Source organism: Pinisolibacter aquiterrae (genome assembly GCF_019160155.1).
In the GTDB taxonomy this organism is placed as follows: Bacteria; Pseudomonadota; Alphaproteobacteria; order Rhizobiales; family Ancalomicrobiaceae; genus Pinisolibacter; species Pinisolibacter aquiterrae.
In genome coordinates this window covers 1-20228 of sequence record NZ_JAFNIH010000040.1, presented here as the reverse complement: position 1 = coordinate 20228, position 20228 = coordinate 1, and the positions used below count along the sequence as shown (strand labels likewise).

Sequence of the window (20228 nt, the reverse complement as noted above, 5' to 3'; positions counted from 1 at the left end):
TCCGCCTCTCGAGTGAGACCCTGCGATGGCTTCCGACCTCGTCTCCTGCCTGATCGACCCGGCGACCGGCGTCGCCACGCTGCGTTTCGAACGCCCCGAGGTGCTGAACGCGCTCGACCTCGCCACGGCGCGGGCCTTCGCGGCGGCGGTCGAGCGGGTGACGCGCGATCCGGACGTCCGGGTGATCGTGCTCTCGGGCGCCGGCCGCGCCTTCATGGCGGGCGGCGACGTCGGCTCCTTCGCGGCGGCGGGCGAGGACGTCGCGGCGATCGTCCATGGGCTTCTCGATGCGGTCCATCCGGCGGTGCTGGCCTTGCGCGCGGCGCCGGCCCCGGTCGTGGCGCTGGTGCGCGGCGCGGCCGCCGGCGCGGGCTTCTCCTTCGTGCTCGGCGCCGACGTGGTGGTTGCGGAGGAGACGGCGGCCTTCCTCGTCGCCTACGACCGGCTCGGCGCCACGCCAGACTGCGGCGGCACGTGGTTTCTGGAGCGCCGGGTCGGCCGCGCGCGCGCCTTCGAACTGATGCTGACCGGCCGCCGATTGACCGCGACCGAGGCACGCGACATCGGCATCGTCACCGAAGTGGTGCCGGCGGGCGAACTCGAGGCGCGCGGGCAGGCTCTGGCGGAGGCGATCGCGCGCGGACCGACGCACGCCTTCGGCCGTTTCAAGCGCCTCCTCGACGAGGCACCGTCGCGCCGCCTCGCCGAGCAACTGGAAGCCGAACGCGCCGCCTTCGTCGCGGGGACCGGGACGGCCGATTTCCGCGAGGGCGTCGCCGCCTTCCTCGCCAAGCGCCCGCCGTCCTTCCGCGGCCGCTGAGCCCGGCCCCGGCGCGACGCGCCGCGGCGATCGTCGAAGACGCCGGCCCCGGCGACCGGGAAGGGGACGCGATCGACGAAGTCGGCGACGGTCGGATCGTCGCCGATCCTCCGGGTCTGCCTCGGGTCAGGCGTCGACCGACGCCGGCTTGCGGTAGTCGTGCAGGTATTCGTCGAGGGGCGGATTCAGAAGGTTGTTGAAGAGGTTGTTCGCCACCATCAGCCCGCCGAACGACACCAGCGCCACGAGTTGCTCGTCGGTGTACCCGGCCCTGAGCGCCGACCAGGTCGCCGGATCGACGCCGTGCCCCCCGGCGACGAAGGTGCGGCCGAGGGACTCGAGCAGGCGCTCGGTTTCGCTCGGCTCGTAGGTTTCCGGCGACAGGCCGGCGTCGATCAGCAGCCGACGGAAGAAGGTCGAACAGATCAGGCAGTCGGTGCCGGCCGAGATCGTGTGGCAGAAGATCCAGATCGCGCGCTCGCCGAAGACCGGCACCACGATGTCGCGCAGGTCGTACCACCCGATATAGGCGTCGAACGACGGCACCGAATGGAGGAGCGTGCGCTGCATGTTGGTGACGCGGCCGTCACGGGCGATCTTGCGATCGTAGGCGGCCGTCTGCTCCGGCGTGAACGCCGTGTCGGGGAGGGGGCGGATCAGGGCTTCGGGCATCGGATGTCCTTTCTCGGGTCTATCGAGGTCGATCGGGGGGGATGGAACGCGCCGCGCCGAGGCGCGGCGCTCGAACGGGTCGCCGGCCGCGCCACCGGGCCATCGGCGCCGCCGCACGGGGGGCGGGTCATGCCGGTCGGCTCCACTCGAGTTCGGCGAGTTCGCCGAGACGCAGAGGTCCGGCCGGCGTGCGGGCGCGCGGCAGCCCGACCGCCGACGGCGAAAGTCCGCGCTCGCGGGCGACGATTTCCGTAAGCACGGTCAGGCATTGACGGCCGTGACACGGACCCATGCCGACGCGGAGCAGCGACTTGATCTGATCGGGTTGCAGGCAGGGATCGGCCGCCGCCTCGGCGATCGCCCCGGCGGTCAGGCTCTCGCAACGACAGACGATCGTCGCGTCGTTCGTCGGCGCCGCCGTTTCGTCGCCGATCCGCCAGAGGCGATCGACGAAGGCGCGGCTCCGGGCGAGCCGCCGACGGCGGCGGTGCAGAGCGGCCCTCCGGTCGGCCGTGACCGTTCGGCCGAGGGCGCGGGCGGCGGCGAGCGCCGCGATCTCCCCTTCGAGGGCGGCGATCTCCGCCCCGCCGATGTCGCCTCCGTCACCGGCGATCGCCAGACCGGGCCGCGACGTCTCGAGGTCGTCGTCGCGGACCGGGCGGAAGCCCCGCAGCGTCTCGTCCCAGGCGAGGTCGCAACCGGCGGCGCGCGCGAGAACCGTGTCGGGCAGGAGACCCGCATGGAGCAACACCACGTCGGCGGCGATTTCGCGCCGGTGACGCCCGGCGACGAACGAAAGCCCGGACGCCCGCCCCTCGCCGGAGACCTGCGGATCGCGGGCGCCGAGGACGAGTTCGGTTCCGCGCGCGACCGTCCACGCCAGCCGGAGACCCCGCGCCGCCGGCGGCGACGGGAGGAAGCGCGGCAGAGCGGCGGCGGCATGCGCGAGGTTCGCGTGCGGCGTCGTATCGACGACGGCGACCACCTCGGCGCCGGCGGCGAGGAGTTGGCTCGCCACGAGAAGGAGCAGGGGCCCGGATCCGGCAAGGACGACGCGTCCGTCCGGCACCAGACCCTGCGCCTTCAGCGCGCGCTGAGCGGCGCCGGCCGTCAATACGCCGGGCAATGTCCAGCCGGGGATCGGCAGGGGACGCTCGTGGGTGCCGGTCGCCAGAATCACCCGGCGTGCGCCGATCAGACGGGCGGCCCCGTCGCGCGTGACGCCGAGTTCGAAGCCCCCGTCCGTCGGCTCGATCGACCAGACGGACGTGGTCCGCAGCCGGTGGATCGACAACGCCGCGATCCGCGCGTCGAGACGTCGGACGTGGTCCCGATCGGCTGCGGCGACGGCCCCTTCGGGCAGCGGCGAGGTGAGGAGACCGTGGTGGATCTGGCCGCCGATCGCGGGATGGTCGTCGATCAGGAGGACGGCGAGACCGTTCTCGGCGGCGGTGATCGCGGCCCGCAGGCCGGCCGGGCCGGCGCCGACGATCGCCAGATCGACAGGACCCTCCGGCACGTCGCCGAAGGAGGACGCGAGGGGCACGTTCATGGGATTTCCTTCCGGTCGAGCGGCGAGCGCGTCTCGATCACCATCCCTTCGGCGAGCGTTTCTCGGCAGGCGCGCCGATCCGAAACGCCGTCGATCGTCACGCGGCACTCCTGGCAGGCGCCCATGAGACAATAGGGACCGCGCGGTGCCCCCGTCCCGGCGTCGCGCCGATGCGCCACGCCGGCGACGAGCAGGGCGGCCGCGACCGTGTCGCCGACACGGCCGGTGAGTGGGCGGCCGTCGCAGACGAAGGCGAGGGGCGCTCGTTCGGCGAGGTCGGTCGGTCTGCGGAACATCGCGATCCTCCGATCAGAAGCGGATGCGGGCGACGATCTCGTCCGCGTCGGTCAGGGTGAAGCGACCGATTCGGAACGGCCGGATCGGGTGGCGCGTGGTGCCGTCGACGACGAGATCGGCGACGATTTCGCCGGTGACCGGGCCGAGAGCGAAGCCGTGGGCGGAAAAGCCGAAGGCGTGGACGAGATCGGGCTCGGTCTCGCTCGGACCGAGAATCGGAAGATCGTCCGACGTGCGCGCCTCGATCCCCGACCAGGTCCGGACGATCGCGGCGTCGCGCATCGAGGGAAAGAGACCGAGAACCGCCTGCGCGTTGGTCTTCAGATTGCGATGGTCGACGCGGGCGAGGCCGGTGGCGAGGTCGGGGCGGCCTTGATAAGCCCCGCCGACCAGCACCGTGCCGTTGGGCGCCTGCCGGATCGAACAGCGCCGCGTGACACCGAGCACGACGGGGCCGAGGAAGGCCGGACGCGGCGTGGTGACCGTCAGCATCGGCGAGATCACCTCCACCGGCACCGGCTCCCCGATCGAGGCGGCGAGCCGGCCGGCCCAGGCGCCACCGGCATTGACGAGATGGCGGGCGCGGAAGATCTCGCCTGCCGTGGTCGCCTGCCAATGGTCGCCGTGCCGGGCGATCGCCTCGACCGTGACCCCTTCGTGGATCGTCGCTCCGGCGGCCTCGACGGCGCGACGGAAGGCGGTCGCCGCGACGAAGGGATTGATCGAGCCGTCCCCCGGCGCGTGGAGCCCGCCTCGGCAATGGCGCGCGGCGGCCGGCACCAGTTCGAAGAGGTCGTCGCCCTCGATCAACTGCTCGTGCGTCCAGCCGAGCGACCGCATCCGCGCCGCGCGCCGCTTCAGGCGCTCGAAGTCGGCCTCCGCCTCGGCGATCACCAACTGCCCGTTGGCGACGAAGCCGCACGGGGCGCCGAGAAGGTCGGCGACGTGGTGCCACCTTTCGATCGCCTCGAGGGCGAGCGGCACCTCGGCCTCGTCGCGCATCAGCCGGCGAATGCCGCCGAAGTTCACCCCCGAGGCATGGCGCGCGACGCGATCCTTTTCCAGGAGCACGACACGCGCGCCGCGACGGGCGAGATGGAGGGCCGAGGAGAGGCCGTGGATGCCGCCCCCGACCACGAGCACGTCGACGGGATCTCTCATGGCGCGACGCCGCCGCCGCGAGACGGCGATCCCTCGGGCGAGGCGCTTTCGGCGGCGGGCTCGCCCCCGGAGAGCACCGCCGCGCGATCCGCGTCGCGGTGGCGACCGGCCCAGGCGATCCGACCGGGGGTCCGGGTCAGCTTCGGAAACACGCCCTGCATCCGGATCGGTCCCAGCTCGGGATCGGGCACCGAGACGATCGCTTCGCGTGCGAGAAAATGAGGATCGGTGAAGATCCGGTCCATCGCCTGCACCGGCGCCAGAGCCACTTCCGCCTGCTCGAATCGGGTGAGCACCTCGTCGAGCGGATGGGCGCCGATCCACTCCGCGACCAGGGCGTCGAGTTCGTCGGCGTGGGCGAGCCGGGCGGCGTTGTCGACGAAGCGCGGATCGTCGGCGAGCTCCGGGCGCCCGATCACCGTGAAGACCCGCCGCGCGGTGTTCGGCGTGCTGCCGGAGAGGGCCACCCATTCGTCGTCGGCGGTGCGGTAGACGTTGCGCGGCGCGGAGTAGTGGACCCGGTTGCCCATCCGCTCTTGGACGAAACCGAGCTGGTCGTAGTCGATCACCATCGAGCCGAGGATCGAGAAGAGACTCTCGTAGATCGCGAGATCGATCACCTGTCCCCGGCCGGAGCGGTCGCGTTCCCTGAGCGCGGTCAGGATCGAGAAGGCGCCGTAGAGGCCCGAGAGGTGATCGGCGAGGCCGAACGGGGGCAGCAGCGGCGGTCCGTCCCGGTCGCCGTTGATCGCCGCGAAGCCGGCCATGGCCTCGGTGATCGAACCGAAGCCCGGTCGCGGCGCATAGGGCCCGTCCTGCCCCCAGCCGGTGACCCGCAGCAGCACGAGACCGGGATTGTCGGCCGAGAGCCGGTCCCAACCGAGCCCCCAGCGCTCCAGCGTGCCCGGCCGGAAGTTCTCGATCACCACGTCGGCCGAGGCCGCCAGTCCGCGCACCGTGGCCTGGGCCTCGGGATCGTGCAGGTCGAGAGCGACGAGCCGCTTGTTGCGGGCGAGCCGTTTCCAATCCAGAGCCGAGCCGTTCTTCTTGTTGCCGAGCGCCCGCGCCGGGTCGCCGGCGGGGTGTTCGACCTTGATCACGTCGGCCCCGAAATCGGCCAACAACATGCCGGCGAAGGGCCCGGCGATGATGGTGGCGAGTTCGAGAATGCGCAGCCCCGCGAGCGGCCGCTCGTCGGTCGGATCGGGGGGGCACCACGGCCCTCGCGCTTCGGAGGAGGAGGTTTCGGTCATGTGTCAGGCCTTGCCGGGATCGGATGGGGAAGACGCGGTCTCGGCGCGGAACCGAGCGAGAAGCGCGCGTTCGGCCGCGCTCGGCGCCGGGGTCTCGTGCACCTCGGCGGCGGCCGGCAGATCGAAGCCGGTCGCGTCGCGAACCGAGGCGATCGTCTCGCCGGGATGAAAGGACTCGAGTTCGAAGCCCCCGCGCGCCGAGGAGAACCTCAGCACCGCCTTCGGCGTCACCACGACCACCGGCCGGTCGTGGCGCGGCGCCTCCGGAGGCGTCGCGGTCACCCAGTCGACCCGCTCGACGAAGGTCCTCGGACTGTGTTCCTCGCGGAAGAGGACGGTGCGACCGACCGCCGGATAGTAGAGCGGCGCCGCGAAGGCCCCGAAGAAGGCGCGCCGCCTCTCTCCGTCGCCCACGTATTGGAGATTGATCGCGCCGGTCGCGTCGATCTGGGCGGCGGACAGAAAGAAGAGGTCGACCCGCCCCTGCAGCACCATCGCCGTGAAGTCGAGAGACCCGGCGAGCGGCACGCCGCCCGGCAGATTGCGGCCGATCGGGATCGCGTCGCGCGCGCCGAGCGACAGAGCGATCCGCGCGCCGAGGCTCGGGATCGGCGAGGCGACACCGATCCCGAAGCGGTCACCGGGCCGGATCTCGCGAGCACAGAGGATGGCCATCAGGCCCGTGACGTCGTCCGGTTCGCTCATGGGGTGCCTCCTCGGACGGTGGTTTCGAACGAGCCCGTCGGCGCGAGATGACAGGCGACGGCATGCCCGGGTTCGATCTCGCGGACGCCGGGGTCCTCCTCGGCGCAGCGGGCGGTCGCGATCGGGCAGCGGCTGCGGAATCGGCAGCCGGACGGCGGATTGCGCGGGTCCGGCAGATCGCCGGCGAGCGGCACGGCGGGGCGGCGGCGGGCGGGATCGGGGACCGCTTCGATCAGCGCGCGGGTGTAGGGATGGAGAGGGCGCGACCAGAGCGCCTCGCTCGGCGCGCTCTCCACCACCCGGCCGAGATACATCACCAGTACCCGGTCGGCGATGTGGCGAACGACGGCCAAGTCGTGCGAGACGAAGAGATAGGCGAGCCCGAACTCCCGCTTCAGCCGGACGAGCAGATTGAGGATCTGGGCCTGCACCGAGAGATCGAGGGCGGACACGGGCTCGTCGCAGACGACCAGATCCGGCTTCGAGACGAGCGCTCGGGCAATGGCGACGCGCTGGCGTTGGCCGCCGGAGAACTCGTGCGGATAGAGCCGGTCCGAGCCGACCGGCAGGCCGACCTCGGCGAGCATCGCGCCGACCCGCTCGTGCCGTTCGGCCCTGCCGATCCCCTGGACGGCGAGTGGGACGGCGAGCGTCTCGCCGATCGTGAGACGCGGATTGAGCGACCCCAAGGGATCTTGGAAGACGATCTGCAGACGGGGCCGCAGACGTTTCAGCGCGTGCGCCCCGAGCCCGACGAGATCGGTTCCGTCGAAATCGATCCGACCGCGCTCGACCGGCTCGAGCCGCAGCACGGCGCGGCCGAGGGTCGACTTGCCGCAGCCGGATTCGCCGACCAGGGCCACCGTCTCGCCCCGTCCGACTTCGAGGGAGACGCCGTCGACCGCCCGAAGGCGATCTCGCCCCGAACCGTAGGAGACGGCGAGGTCAACGACCGACAGCAACGGCATCGGCGATCCCTCCCCGAGGTGCGACAGGACAGGCGACCGTGTGCTCCGGTCCGACCGCGACGAGGTCCGGCATCCGGTCGTCGCAACTCGGTCGGGCGAGGGCGCAGCGCGGCGAGAAGGGGCAGCCGGGCAGGCGATCGGCCCCGTCGATCTGCCCCGGAATCTCGGTGAGGAGACCATCCGCGCCGAGGGCGGACGGTCGCGGCGACGCGGCCAGGAGACCCCGTGTGTAGGGATGGCGGGCGCCGTCGAAGAGCCGTTCCGCCGGCAATTCCTCGAGCTTGCGGCCGGCATAGAGCACCACCACTCGGTCGGCCCATTGGCCGACCACCCCGAGATCGTGGCTGATCAGCAGCACCCCCATCGAGAGTTCGCGACGCAGCCGGTCGAGAAGCTCGAGCACCTGGGCCTGGATGGTCACGTCGAGGGCGGTGGTCGGCTCGTCGGCGACGACGAGTTTCGGCCGGCAGGCGATCGCCATGGCGATCATCACCCGTTGCCGCTGGCCGCCGGAGAGCTCGTGCGGATAGGAGTCGACCCGGCGGGACGGATCGGGCAGGCGGACGAGATCGAGCAACTCGATCGCCCGCGCCCGCGCCGCGCGTCTCGACGCCCCTTCGTGCCATTCGATCACTTCGGCGACCTGCCGGCCGATGGTCATGACCGGGTCGAGCGCCGTCGCCGGCTCCTGGAAGACCATGGCGATCCGGCGCCCGCGCAGGTGCGTCAGCTCCGCCTCGGTCGAACGGGTGACGTCGGTGCCCTCGAAACGAACGGCCCCGCCGACGATCCGGCCGCCGGCCGGCAGGAGGCGTAGAAGCGACGAGGCGACCAGTGACTTGCCCGAACCGGACTCGCCGACCAGCGCGACCGTCTCGCCCTCGCCGACCGTGAAGCCGACGTCGCGGACCGGGGTCGCGGTGGGGAAGGCGACGGAGAGACCGTCGACCAGCAGAAGGGGCGCGCGCGTCATCGGCGCTCTCCCGTGCGGCGCGGATCGAACGCCTCTTCCAATCCTTCGCCGACGAAGTTGAGCGCCAGCACGACGACGACGATGGCGAGGCCGGGAACGGCGGAGACGTGCCAGGCCGAGCGCAGCGAATCCCGCCCGGCGCCCACCATCGCCCCCCAACTGACCAGATTGGGATCGCCCATGCCGAGGAAGGAGAGGGCGGATTCCATCAGGATCGCGGAGGCGACCATCACCGAGGCGGTGGAGATCACCGGCGGCAGCGCATTCGGCAGGATCTCGCGCAGCATCATGTGGAGATCGCCGCAGCCGGCGGCGCGGGCCGCGAGGACGAAGTCGCGAGCGCCGAGCGCGCGGAACTCCGCTCGGACGAGGCGGGCGACCGGCGGCCACGAGACGATGCCGATGGCGAGGGTGATGGTGACGATCGTCGGCTGGACGATCGCGACCATGACGACCACCAGCACGAAGTTCGGGATCGTCTGGAAGAGCTCGATCAGGCGCACCAGGACGAGATCGGCGCGACCTCCGAAATAGCCGGCCGTGGCCCCGACGAGAGTACCGACCAGGAGACCGACCACCGTCGCGGCGAGGCCGATCACCAGGGAGGCGCGGGCGCCGTGGACGACGCCGGCGAAGAGGTCGCGACCGAGCGCGTCGGAGCCGAGCGGCACCGCGCCCGACACACCCGGCCGAACGAAGGGACGGGCCACCATCGCCAGAGGGTCGCCCGGAGCGACGAACGGCGCGAGGATCGCGACGAGAGCGACGAGGCCGAGGACGACGAGCCCGGCGACGGCCGGCCGCGAGCCGACGAGGGCGCGGAGCGCGCGCATCGTCGGGCGGGACGGACGCGCGGCCGTCTCGGCGACGGCGGCCGGAGCAGACGGGGAAGGAGCGGTCATCGGCGCCTCCGGATGCGCGGGTCGAGCCACAGCTGGAGCAGATCGACCAACGCATTGGTGAACATCACGAGGATCGACGAGAGAAACAGGATCGCGAGCAGGATCTTGAAGTCCCGGCTCATCAGGGCCTCGTAGGCGAGGCGGCCGAGTCCCGGCCAACTGAACACCGTCTCGATGACGATGGCCCCGCCGAGCATCGCGCCGATGTGGACACCGGCCATTGTGGTCACCGGCAGCAGGGCGTTGCGCAGCACGTGGCGCCGCACCACGACCCATCGCGGCAGTCCCTTGGCGGCGGCGACCCGGACGTGGTCGAGCCCCAATACCTGCAAGGTCGAGGACCGCATCAGCCGCGCGTAGATGGCGATGAAGAAGAGGGCCATCGAGACCGTCGGCAACACCATGTGGCGCAGCCGGTCGAGAAGCGCGTCGCCCGGACCGGAAAAGTCGCCCCCGATCGTCTCCATCCCCCCGGTCGGCAGGACGCCGAGCCGGACGGCGAAGAACACGATCGACATCAGGCCGATCCAGAAGCCGGGCACCGAATAGAAGAACAGGATCACCGCCGAGAGGCCGCGATCGAGCCAGGATCCGGCGGTGCAGGCCATCAGCGTCCCGAGCAGGATGCCGACGACCAGCGCAAGGGCGAGGGCGCAGCCCATCAACGCCAGCGTGCTCGGCAGCCGCTCCGCGACGAGGCTCGCGACCGGCGCGTTGTAGCGGATCGAACATCCGAAATCGAAGCGGACGAGACCGGAGAGATGGGCCAGGAGACGGTCGAGCAGGGGCAGATCGAGCCCCAGCGCGCGCCGGAGGCCGGCCATGGTCTCCGCCGTCGCCGCGCCGGATTCGCCGGCGAACACGTCGACGGCGTCCCCCGGCGCGAGCTGCACGAGCAGGAAGGTCACCACGGCGATCCCGACCGACGTCGGGACCGTGTGGGCGAGCACCTTCAGCGGGGCGAGGATGGCGCGCACCGTCTCGCGCCTCACTTCGCCGCGACGCGGACGTCGGAGAAGTTGCCCTCGAGGCCGTCGCCGGTCACCGTGTGGTCGGAGACCCGCTGGTTGTAGACGGTCGCCGCGAGCTTGGTGACCAGATTGATCAACGGCACCTCGCGGGCGACGATCTGCTGGAATGCGTTGAACAACTGGACGCGCTTTTCGTGCGACGGCTCGATCGCCGCCGCCTCGAGCAGCCGGTCGACCTCCGGGTTCGAGTAGCCCGATCCGTTCGAGAACGGCACGCCCTTGATGATGTTCTTCGACCAATAGGCGCGCTGGACGCCGACGGTGGGGTCGACGATGTTCGACAGTCCGTTGATCTCGAAATCGAAATCACGATCCGTGTAGACCCGCTTGACGAAGGTCGGGAAGTCCTGGGTGCGGATCGTGACGTCGATGCCGATCTTCGCCAGCGCCTGTTTGACGTAATAGGCGAGTTGCAGGCGCTCGGGTGCGAAGGGGTTGTAGTCGAGGGTGACGGCGAAGCGGTTGCCGTTCGCACCCCTTGGCAGACCGGCGGCGTCGAGCAGCGCCTCGGCATTGGCCGGATCGAGCGGATAGGTCTCCACCGTCGGATCGAAGAAGCGGGCGTCGAGCGGGCTGATCGGCGACGGCGCGGGGATGGCGTAGCCGAAGTAGATGGTGTCGACGATCACCTTGCGATCGAGCGCATGGGCGACCGCCTGCCGAACCCGCTGATCCTTGAAGTACCGATTGGCGACGTTGAACTCGAGCTGCACCTGCTGCGGCTGGTAGTTGTTGCCCTCCGTGGTGATGGCGAGGTTCGGCAGCGCCTTCAGCCGATCGAGATCGGAGAGGGCGACCGGGTTGCCGCCGGAAATGTCCACTTCGCCGCTCTCCAGCGCGGCGGCGCGCGCGCCGGCGTCGGGGATGAAGCGGACGACGAGCCGGTCGAGATGCGGTTTGCCGGCGTCCCAATAGTCGCGGTTGCGCTCGTAGACGGCGTGACTGCCCTTCGCCCAACTCTTGAAGACGAAGGGTCCCGTGCCGATCGGCGCCTGATTGGCGGGATTGGTGCGTGGGTCTCCGGTCTCGTAGACGTGTTTCGGCACGATCGGCGTCTCGCCGGCGGCGAGCGCGTAGACGAGATAGGGAGCGGGGGCCGACAGGACGACCACGGCGGTCAGCGGATCGGGGGTGCGCACCGCCCGGACGTTGGCGAAGGTGGCCCGGCCGCGCGGGTGGATCTCCTTGACGAGCAGGAGCGAGAAGGCGACGTCCGCCGAGGTGAACGGTTTGCCGTCGTGCCATTTCACGTTCGGTCGCAGATTGAAGGTGTATTCGAGGCCGTCGGGGGTCGCCGACCACGACAGCGCCAGTTGCGGCTTCGGCTTCAGTTCGAAGTCGTAGGTGAACAGTCCTTCGACGACCTTGGCGCTGACCAGGCGATCGCCGCCGCCACTGGTCGAGATGGCGACGAGGCTGGTCGGCTCGGGGAAGACCGCGTAGGTCAACGTGCCGCCGCCGGCGCCCGTGGGCGCGGCGGAGAGGCTCTCGATGCCGGCGAAGGGCAGGGCGACGAGTGAGGCGGCGCTCGCAAGGAGCGCTCGACGGTGGAGTCCTCGGGATCGGGTCATTGAGATCGGTCCTTCCATCACGGGGATCGAGAGAGAGGCGGAGCGCGCGGCTCAGCGGGGGCGTCGATGCTCGGCTTCGAGCCGCTCCGCCGCGAGCGCGAGATGCGCGGCTCCGGGCGTGGCGGATCTCGACGCGGCGAGATGGGCGGCGATACCGGCGGCGTCCGCGCCGTTGCCGTGTGGGTCCGCCACCGGCCACGTCCCGCCCGGAGCCGGCGCGATCGCGGTGACGAAGATCGAGGGGACGACGATCTCGTCGTCGGCCAATTGCGCGGTGGCGTCGGCGCGGATCTCCTCGACGGTGACGATCGTGACGTGGGCGGCCCGAGCGAGGAGGCGATCCTCCCCGCGAGCGGAGACGACGACGTTGCCGTCGAAATCGGCCCGCAGGCCGTGGATCAACGCCACGTCCGGGCGCAACGCCGGAGCCACGACGATGCGGTCGCCGGACCCGAAGGGATCGTCGATCACGCGGAGATCCTCACGCGACGAGACGACGTCGGAACCGAGAAGATGGGGGACCGGCGTGAACGGGAGCCCGAGAGCGCCCGCTTCGATCTGCAGTTCGAGCAAGGGACAGGCCGATTCGATGCGCCGCAGGCGTCTCTCGGCGAGGGCGCGGCTCGCCGCCGGCGATCCACCATGCCCCGGCAGAGTGATCGCTCCCGTCTCGATCGAGCCGACGGCGCCGACCGCGACGAGCAGATCCGCGGCGAAACCGGCGGTCGGCACGGCCACCAGCGCGAGATCGCGTCGCCCGAGCAGCGCGAGCGCTCGCGCCGCGTCCATCGGCTCGACCTTGGAGATCGCGACCCGCGAGCCGTCGGCGATCGAGGCCACCGCCGTCGCCAGATCGACGAAGGTCGAGGCCGCGCGGGTGGTCGCCGAAGCCCCGCTCCGAGTGGATTCATTGTTGACTTTTTTTAACATATCGAATTACATTTTCTTCGAGCATCGAGGCGGATCGCCGAGGTTCACGCGCGACTTCTCGTGGAAAGATCGCGTTCTTGATGGGAAAATGGCGGGTTTGCTCCCGGATCGATTTCAGCCTAGCCAATAGACTATGGAATTAGTAGGTTTTTTGTTCCAATTTCACATGAGAAAAAGGAATGCGAAATGGACCCCGTCGGGGCTCTGAGGCACAGGCTGCCCCCGCCCAACAGCATCGTCGCGTTCGAGGCGGCCGCGCGGAACGGCAGCTTCACGCTGGCGGCCGAGGAGTTGGGAGTGACCCAGGCCGCCGTGAGCCGCCAAATTCGCCGGATCGAGGAGTTTCTCGGGCTCGAGCTGTTTCGCCCATCGGGGCGCGGGCGGGTTCTGACCGAAGAGGGCCGGGAGATGTTCGACGCGGTGACGATCGGGCTCACCCACGTCGCCGCCACCGCCTCCCGTTTGATGGCGCGGGCCAAGTCGCCCTATCTGACCATCGGCATGCCGCTCGCCTTCGCCAGCCTGTGGTTCGGCCCACGGATCGAGGCCTTTCGTGCCGCTCACCCCGAAATCGATCTGCGCATCCTCACCGACAACACGGACATCGATCCGGCGGAGAAGAACATCGACGTCGCCATTCGATACGGTGACGGCAATTGGCCGCATCTGCGGGTCCTGCCGCTGGTGGGCATCCGTGTCCGGCCGGTGTGTTCGCCCGACTATCTGGCGCGCCGTGGCCCATTGAGGACGATCGACGATCTCTGGTCCGCGACCCTGCTCGATCGCAACGTCGAGGGCGAGTTCTCGGTGAGTTGGGGGCAGTGGTTCCAGATGGCGGGAATTCGTCCGCCGGAAACTCTGCGTCGCACCGTCTTCGACAATTACGAGGTGATGATCCGCGCGGCGGTTGCCGGTGGTGGCGTCGCGCTCGGCGTCGATCTCCTCGTCCGCGATCTCGTCGACAAGGAGTTCCTCGTCTTTCCATTGTCCGAAGAGGTCGTCTGGCATCGCGGATACCAACTGGCGCTGCCGCGCGAGCGCGAACCGTCGCCGGCGACCGAACTCTTCTTGGATTGGATCAGGGCTTCGGCCGGAAACGCGTGACGACGCCCGGCGGCGCTCCCGTCCCTCCACGGGAGGCGGCGTCCGCGAACGGCGGCGGTCCGGTCGCTCTCTCGTTCGGTGCGTCCGGCCATGCGCGGTCGTCGACACCGCGACGGTATTCGCACGGCGCCTTCCCGCGCCTTCGCCCCGGCCAGGCGTCCGAGGGGGCGCGACGTGGCGGCAGGGGGCGATTGGGGTATACCCCAATTTCTCGAAATTCGGTTTTCTCCTAGCATCCCCGCCAACAAGAAATAAATCAGGGGGACGAGCGGATGATGATCTATCCGGCCTGAATTCAAGGCTGCTTCCGTCAAACAATTACGAAGCATGAACCGAACCGGGTTTCGCCAGGTGCTCGGCACGCCGACCTGTTTGGTCTGCGTCTTCTCGGTGAATGCTCTTCCATGTTTCGCTGAGATGCGAAGGAGAACTCATGGCCAAGGTCAAATGCGCGATCATCGGATCGGGCAACATCGGCACGGATCTGATGATCAAGATCATGCGGACGTCTGAGAACCTGGAGATGGGGGCGATGGTCGGCATCGATCCCGCCTCCGACGGTCTCGCCCGCGCCGCCCGGTTGAAGGTCCCGGTGACCCACGAGGGCATCGACGGCCTGCGCAAGATGCCGGAATACAGGGACATCAAGGTGGTGTTCGACGCCACCTCGGCGAAGGCGCATCTCCACAACGACGCGTTGCTCCGGGCCGACGGCAAGAAGGTCATCGACCTGACCCCGGCGGCGATCGGCCCCTTCACCATCCCCGCCATCAACGGCGACGCCAACATCGACGAGACCAACGTCAACATGGTCACCTGCGGCGGCCAGGCGACGATCCCGATGGTCTATGCGGTGAAGCGCGCCTCGAAGCGCGTGATCTGGGGCGAGATCGTCGCCTCGATCTCCTCCAAGTCCGCCGGTCCCGGCACCCGCGCCAACATCGACGAGTTCACCGAGACGACCTCGAAGGCGATCGAGGTGCTCGGCGGCGCCGAACACGGCAAGGCGATCATCATCCTCAACCCGGCCGAACCGCCGCTGATCATGCGCGACACGGTGTTCACGCTCAGCCAGGGCGGCGATCCCGCCGCGATCGAGGCCTCGATCCTGGAGATGGTGGCGACGGTGCAGAAATACGTGCCCGGCTACCGTCTGAAGCAGAAGGTCCAGTTCGAGGTGATCGGCGACAACGCGCCGGTCCGGATCCCCGGCGTCGGCCTCTGCTCGGGGCTGAAGACCACGATCATGCTCGAGGTCGAGGGCGCCGCCCATTACCTGCCGGCCTATGCCGGCAATCTCGACATCATGACCTCCGCCGCCCTGGTCACCGCCGACCACTGGGCCGCCAAGGTGCGCACCGAGGAGGCCGCGTGATGGCTCGTCCGAATCCGAACAAGCTCTACGTCCAGGACGTCACGCTGCGCGACGGCATGCATTCGATCCGGCATTCCTATTCGATCGAGGCGGCGCAGGCGATCGCCAAGGCGCTCGACGAGGCCAAGGTCGACGCGATCGAGATCACCCATGGCGACGGCGTCGCCGGCTCGACCTTCAACTACGGCTTCGGCAGCCACGACGACGCGGAATGGATCGCGGCCGTCGCCGAGGTCTGCACTCACGCGGTGCCGACCATCCTGCTGGTGCCGGGCATCGGCACCGTGCACGACCTGAAGGTGGCCCATGCCGCCGGTGCCCGCTCGGTACGGGTCGCGACCCACTGCACCGAGGCCGACGTCGCCCGCCAGCACATCGAGGCGGCGCGGGCGCTCGGCATGGACACCGTCGGCTTCCTGATGATGGCTCACATGGTCGGGCCGGAGAAGTTGGTCGAGCAGGCGCTGCTGATGGAGAGCTACGGCGCCGAATGCGTCTACGTGACGGATTCGGCCGGCGCGCTCCTGCCGGAGGATTATTCGGCGCGGGTGACGGCCGTTCGCGCGGCACTGAAGCCGGAGACCGAGATCGGCGTCCACACTCACCACAACCTGACGCTCGGCGTCGCCAATGCGGTCGCCGGCATCGAGGCGGGAGCGGTTCGCGTCGATGCCTCGCTCGCCGGCATGGGCGCGGGCGCCGGCAATGCGCCGCTCGAGGCTCTGATCGCGGTGTTGAACCGCAAGGGGATCGAGACCGGCTGCGATCTCTTCAAGCTGATGGACGCCGCCGACGATCTGGCGCGCCCGCTCCAGGATCGTCCGGTCCGCGTCGACCGGGAGAGCCTGTCGCTCGGTTACGCCGGGGTCTACTCGTCGTTCCTGCGCCATGCCGAGAACGCCTCGAAGCTCTACGGCGTCGACACCCGCGAGATCCTGACCGAACTCGGCAAGCGTCGCATGGTCGGTGGTCAGGAGGACATGATCATCGACGTCGCCCTCGACATCCTCGAGGCGCGAAAGACCTCCGCGGCCTGAGACCCCCAACGAATTTCATATAAATCAGGGAGAACGACGATGACGTCGATTGCACAGGCGTATCCGAACGCCATGGAAGACAAGGCGCAACTGGTCTCGCCGGGAGATCGCCGTCGCGCGCTCTTCGGCAGCGCCATCGGCAGCATGATCGAATGGTACGACTACTTCCTTTATGGAACGATGTCGGCGATCGTGTTCGGCAGGCTGTTCTTTCCGTCGACCGACGCGTTGACGAGCCAGCTCCTGGCGCTCGCCTCCTTCGCCCTCGCCTTCCTGATCCGCCCGATCGGCGGCATCGTCTTCTCCCACATCGGCGATCGCATCGGCCGCAAGAAGACGCTGGTGGTGACCCTGTCGCTGATGGGCGTCTCCACCATGCTGATCGGCCTGATGCCGACCTATGCGACCGTCGGCGTCTGGGCGCCGATCCTGCTTACCGCGTTGCGTCTGGTGCAGGGCCTCGCGCTCGGCGGCGAATGGGGCGGCGGTCTTCTTCTGGCGGTCGAATATTCGCCCCGCGAGAAGCGCGGCGTCTATGGCGCGGTGCCGCAGACCGGCGCGCTGCTCGGCCTGGCGCTCGGCAACGTCGTGACCTCCCTCCTGTCGTCGGCGATCCCGGAAGCCGACTTCCTCGCTTGGGGCTGGCGCATTCCCTTCGTTCTGTCGATCGTCCTGGTCTTCATCGGCCTGTGGATCCGTCATCAGATCGACGAGACGCCCTCCTTCCGCATGGTCGCGAGCCGTCGCACCACCAAGCGCGTGCCGCTCTTCACCACCTTCCGTGATCATTGGCGGTCGGTGCTGGTCGTGATCGGCGCCAAGGTGATCGAAACCTCGACCTTCTTCCTCTTCGCGACCTTCTCGATCTCCTATCTCGTCGGTCTCGGCTACAAGCGGGTCGACGCGCTCAACATGGTGTTGCTCGCCGCCGTCGTCGCCGTTCCGATGATGCTGTTCTTCGGCGGTCTCTCCGATCGGATCGGCCGCAAGGTGGTGTTCCTCACCGGCACCGTCGTGATGATGGCCTACATTCCCGCGTTCTTCTGGCTGCTCTCGCTGAAGTCGCCGATGATCGCCACCATCGCCATCGTCGTCGGCTTCTCGGTGATCTGGTCGACCTACGGGTCCGTGCTCGGCACCTTCTTCGCCGAGAGTTTCCCGGCCGACGTGCGCTACACCGGCGTCTCCCTCGGCTATCAGGTCGGCGCCGCGCTGGTCGGCGGCCCGATGCCGCTGATCGCCACCGCGCTCCTGGCGAGCTACGGCGGCAGCTACGTGCCCGTGATCGTGTTCCTCGTCGCCTGCGGCCTCGTCTCGCTCGTCGCCGTCGGCCTCACCCGCGATCGCAGCGGCCTCCCGCTCGACGACTGACCTCCCTCCGATCGTCGAGACACGCCGAGCCCCGAGTGGTCCCAGGACTACTCGGGGCTTTCGTCGCCGGTGGTCGCCGCTTCGACTTCGAGGCACAGCCGCACCAATTCGGCGACGGTGCCGACCCGCATCTTTTCCATCACCCGGCTGCGGTGCACTTCCACGGTCTTGATGGAGATGTCGAGAATGTCGGCGATCTGCTTGTTGAGCTTGCCCTGGACCACGCAGTCGAGGACCTCGCGTTCCCGCGCCGACAAGGCGGCGAGACGCGCCACGACGTCGCGCTCGTGGAGCGCCTTGCGCCGGCGGTTGCGATCCCGCGCGAGGCAGAAGTCGACGCGCGCGAGCATGTAGTCGTCGTCGAGCGGCTTCTGGACGAAGTCGACCGCTCCCTTGCGGAAGGCCTCCACCGCCATCGGCACGTCGCCGTGGCCGGTCACGACGATCGTCGGCAGGTCCACGCCCATGGCCACCAACCGATCGTGCAGCTCGAGCCCGCCGAGGCCGGGCATGCGGACGTCGACCACCAGACAGCCCGCCATGTCGGGCGTGCACACGGCGAGAAAGTCCTCGGCGTTGGCATGGGCGACGACGTGATGGTGATTGGCTTCGATCAGCCAGACCAGCGAATCGCGAAACGCGTCGTCGTCGTCGACGACGTGAACCGTCTCGATCGGGGGCATGGGTTCACCGGCCTTCTTCATGCGATCGACAGTGTGAAGTGGAACACTGCTCCTCCCTCCGGATTGTCGGTCACCCAGATCCGCCCGCCGTGGAATTCCACGATCGACCGACAGATGTTGAGCCCGACGCCGAGACCTTCCGGCTTCGAGGTGTAGAACGCCTGAAAGATCCTGTCGCGGTCGCCTTCGGCGATGCCGGTTCCGAAATCGGTCACCGTGACCTCGACGTGCCCGACCTCGGCGCGCGCCGCCACCACCAGAAGCCGGCGTTCGACCGGACGGGCCTCCATCGCCTCGATCCCGTTGCGGATCAGATTGAAGAGGACCTGACCGATCATGACGCGATCGCAGCGCACCGGCGGCAGGTCGTCGGGCGCGTCGATGACGATCGCGTGGCCGCGCCGGCGCAGATCGACGGAGGCCATGGTCGTCGCCTCGTCGATGATGTCGGCGAGCCGCTGCGGTTCGACCGAAGGCTCGCTGCGGCGCAGGAAGCGGCGGAGCCTCGCGACGATTCGCGACGCCCGCGCCGCTTCGGAGGAGGCCTTGCGCATCGCCGAGAGAAGGCCCGCGCGGTCGCCGGAGCCGGCCTCGAGACGGCGGACCGACCCCATGCAGTAGTTGGCGATGGCGGCCAAGGGCTGGTTCAGTTCATGAGCGAGGCTGGTCGCCATCTCCCCCATGCTCACGAGCCGCGCCGTCTTCTCGAACCGCGCCGCGCTCTCGCGCTGATAGGCGAGCGCCGTCTCCCGCTCGACCCGCGAGGCCTCCTGGAGGGCTTCGTAATCACGCCGCGTGGTTCGCAGTTGATCGACCGCCCGGGCGATGTCGCCGATCTCGTCACGCCGCTCGACCTCGGGGATGTCGACGGCGAAGTCGCGCCGCGTCAATCGGTCGATCGCCTCGGTGAGGTGACCGAGCGGCCGGCTGATCGAGCGCGCGACGGCGCGTCCGAGGAGCCAGGTCACCAGCGCGACGATCGCGCCGAGGCCGGTCGTCTGGAGGAGCACCGTGCGCACCTCGCGGTCGACGTCGTCGAGATAGATGCCCGTCGCCACGAACCAACGCCACGGCTCGAACGGCCGGACATGTGACAGTTTCTCCGCCGCCGACCCGGTGCCGGGCTTGGTGAATTCGTAGCGGATCACGCCGCCGCCGGCGACCGCCAGATCGCGCTGGGCGAGGACGAAGCGGGTGCCGCTCGAATCGGTGAGGTCGGAGACGTCCTTGCCCTCGTAGTCCGGCTGGATCGGCAGCAGGACCGAACGGGCGTCGAAGTCGTCGATGAAGAAATATTCTCCATTGGCCCAACGCATCACCCGCAGACTTTCCACGGCATTGCGCTTGGCGGTCGCCTCATCGATCTCGCCGGCCTTCTGCCTGGCGTATTCCCGCGCGATCACGGTATGGGCGAGCTCGGTCAGATTGCGCACCATGGTGATGCGATCGTCGATCATCTGCCGGCGGATGCTCTCGGTCGCGACCGCGCCGAGCGCGACGAGGCCGAGCAGACCGATCAGCGAAGCGAAGAGAAGTCGGCCTCGAATGCCGAGTCTCGGGAGGTTCCGGGAATACATTGTCTGGTTCGGCCGAACGGGTTTTCGATGTCGTGATCGTGCACGCGAAATCGACGTCGCGCCATGGCGGCACGGTCGGTGCCGGATGAAAACCCGGACGCCGAACGGCCGCTTCGGGTCGATTCTGTTGAAAAACTCAGGCGTTGCGCCGAGCGTCGATCACTGATTCACTCGTGTCACGGCGGCAGGAGTGAAGTCGATGATGGGCGATCGGCAAGTCGTTCAAGACTCCCTGTTCTACGAGTT

19 protein-coding genes are annotated in these 20228 nt (G+C 69.1%); 5 read left to right on the top strand and 14 right to left on the bottom strand.

The window, feature by feature from the left end:
* Positions 1-25 precede the first annotated feature (25 nt).
* A complete protein-coding gene (locus J3S89_RS15370; protein WP_217928597.1) occupies positions 26-820 on the top strand; it encodes an enoyl-CoA hydratase/isomerase family protein in 795 nt (264 codons plus the stop codon).
* A gap of 126 nt (positions 821-946) precedes the next feature.
* Here J3S89_RS15370 and J3S89_RS15365 read toward each other — a convergent pair whose 3' ends face one another.
* The 12 genes from J3S89_RS15365 to J3S89_RS15310 form a co-directional block, all read right to left on the bottom strand.
* Positions 947-1492 carry a carboxymuconolactone decarboxylase family protein gene (locus tag J3S89_RS15365; RefSeq protein ID WP_217928596.1) on the bottom strand — a complete coding sequence of 182 codons (546 nt, stop codon included), beginning with the start codon at positions 1490-1492 and terminating at the stop codon, positions 947-949.
* 127 nt (positions 1493-1619) lie between these two features.
* A complete protein-coding gene (locus J3S89_RS15360; RefSeq protein ID WP_217928595.1) occupies positions 1620-3044 on the bottom strand; it encodes an FAD-dependent oxidoreductase in 1425 nt (474 codons plus the stop codon).
* A complete protein-coding gene (locus J3S89_RS15355; protein WP_217928594.1) occupies positions 3041-3340 on the bottom strand; it encodes a (2Fe-2S)-binding protein in 300 nt (99 codons plus the stop codon). Before J3S89_RS15355 ends, J3S89_RS15360 begins: the two co-directional genes overlap by 4 nt.
* Positions 3341-3353: 13 nt before the next feature.
* Entirely contained in the window at positions 3354-4502 is a 1149-nt protein-coding gene (locus J3S89_RS15350; protein WP_217928593.1) for an NAD(P)/FAD-dependent oxidoreductase, read from the bottom strand.
* Positions 4499-5755 (bottom strand): CaiB/BaiF CoA transferase family protein, encoded by a 1257-nt coding sequence (locus tag J3S89_RS15345; protein ID WP_217928592.1) that lies wholly within the window; start codon positions 5753-5755, stop codon positions 4499-4501. The genes J3S89_RS15350 and J3S89_RS15345 overlap by 4 nt, the downstream gene beginning before the upstream one ends.
* Positions 5756-5758: 3 nt before the next feature.
* On the bottom strand, positions 5759-6460 hold the full coding sequence (locus tag J3S89_RS15340) for a CoA synthetase (protein WP_217928590.1): 702 nt from the start codon (positions 6458-6460) through the stop codon (positions 5759-5761).
* Positions 6457-7428, bottom strand: a complete 972-nt coding sequence (locus J3S89_RS15335) for an ABC transporter ATP-binding protein (protein ID WP_217928588.1) — start codon at positions 7426-7428, stop codon at positions 6457-6459. Before J3S89_RS15335 ends, J3S89_RS15340 begins: the two co-directional genes overlap by 4 nt.
* Positions 7406-8401, bottom strand: a complete 996-nt coding sequence (locus J3S89_RS15330; protein WP_217928587.1) for an ABC transporter ATP-binding protein — start codon at positions 8399-8401, stop codon at positions 7406-7408. The genes J3S89_RS15335 and J3S89_RS15330 overlap by 23 nt, the downstream gene beginning before the upstream one ends.
* Positions 8398-9303 (bottom strand): ABC transporter permease, encoded by a 906-nt coding sequence (locus tag J3S89_RS15325; protein WP_217928586.1) that lies wholly within the window; start codon positions 9301-9303, stop codon positions 8398-8400. Before J3S89_RS15325 ends, J3S89_RS15330 begins: the two co-directional genes overlap by 4 nt.
* Complete coding sequence (locus J3S89_RS15320) at positions 9300-10280, bottom strand: ABC transporter permease (RefSeq protein ID WP_217928585.1); 981 nt, start codon at positions 10278-10280, stop codon at positions 9300-9302. Before J3S89_RS15320 ends, J3S89_RS15325 begins: the two co-directional genes overlap by 4 nt.
* Before the next feature lie 11 nt (positions 10281-10291).
* On the bottom strand, positions 10292-11905 hold the full coding sequence (locus J3S89_RS15315) for an ABC transporter substrate-binding protein (RefSeq protein WP_217928584.1): 1614 nt from the start codon (positions 11903-11905) through the stop codon (positions 10292-10294).
* 51 nt (positions 11906-11956) lie between these two features.
* Positions 11957-12835, bottom strand: coding sequence for a CoA transferase subunit A (locus J3S89_RS15310; protein WP_217928583.1), 879 nt, complete (start codon positions 12833-12835; stop codon positions 11957-11959).
* 186 nt (positions 12836-13021) lie between these two features.
* Here J3S89_RS15310 and J3S89_RS15305 point away from each other — a divergent pair, with 186 nt between their 5' ends.
* The 4 genes from J3S89_RS15305 (at position 13022) to J3S89_RS15290 (ending at position 17722) form a co-directional block, all read left to right on the top strand.
* The gene (locus J3S89_RS15305) at positions 13022-13939 is read left to right on the top strand and encodes a LysR substrate-binding domain-containing protein (protein ID WP_217928582.1); all 918 of its coding nucleotides are present in this window, start codon (positions 13022-13024) and stop codon (positions 13937-13939) included.
* Positions 13940-14372: 433 nt separating this feature from the next.
* Positions 14373-15314, top strand: a complete 942-nt coding sequence (locus J3S89_RS15300) for an acetaldehyde dehydrogenase (acetylating) (protein WP_217928581.1) — start codon at positions 14373-14375, stop codon at positions 15312-15314.
* Entirely contained in the window at positions 15314-16351 is a 1038-nt protein-coding gene (gene dmpG / locus J3S89_RS15295) for a 4-hydroxy-2-oxovalerate aldolase (RefSeq protein WP_217928580.1), read from the top strand. Before J3S89_RS15300 ends, dmpG begins: the two co-directional genes overlap by 1 nt.
* A 39-nt stretch (positions 16352-16390) precedes the next feature.
* Positions 16391-17722: an MFS transporter gene (locus J3S89_RS15290; RefSeq protein ID WP_217928578.1), complete on the top strand. Its 1332-nt coding sequence runs from the start codon at positions 16391-16393 to the stop codon at positions 17720-17722.
* Between the two features lie 47 nt (positions 17723-17769).
* Here J3S89_RS15290 and J3S89_RS15285 read toward each other — a convergent pair whose 3' ends face one another.
* Complete coding sequence (locus J3S89_RS15285) at positions 17770-18405, bottom strand: response regulator transcription factor (RefSeq protein WP_230488879.1); 636 nt, start codon at positions 18403-18405, stop codon at positions 17770-17772.
* 17 nt (positions 18406-18422) lie between these two features.
* Positions 18423-19982, bottom strand: coding sequence for a cache domain-containing protein (locus J3S89_RS15280; protein ID WP_217928576.1), 1560 nt, complete (start codon positions 19980-19982; stop codon positions 18423-18425).
* Positions 19983-20228: the final 246 nt, after the last annotated feature.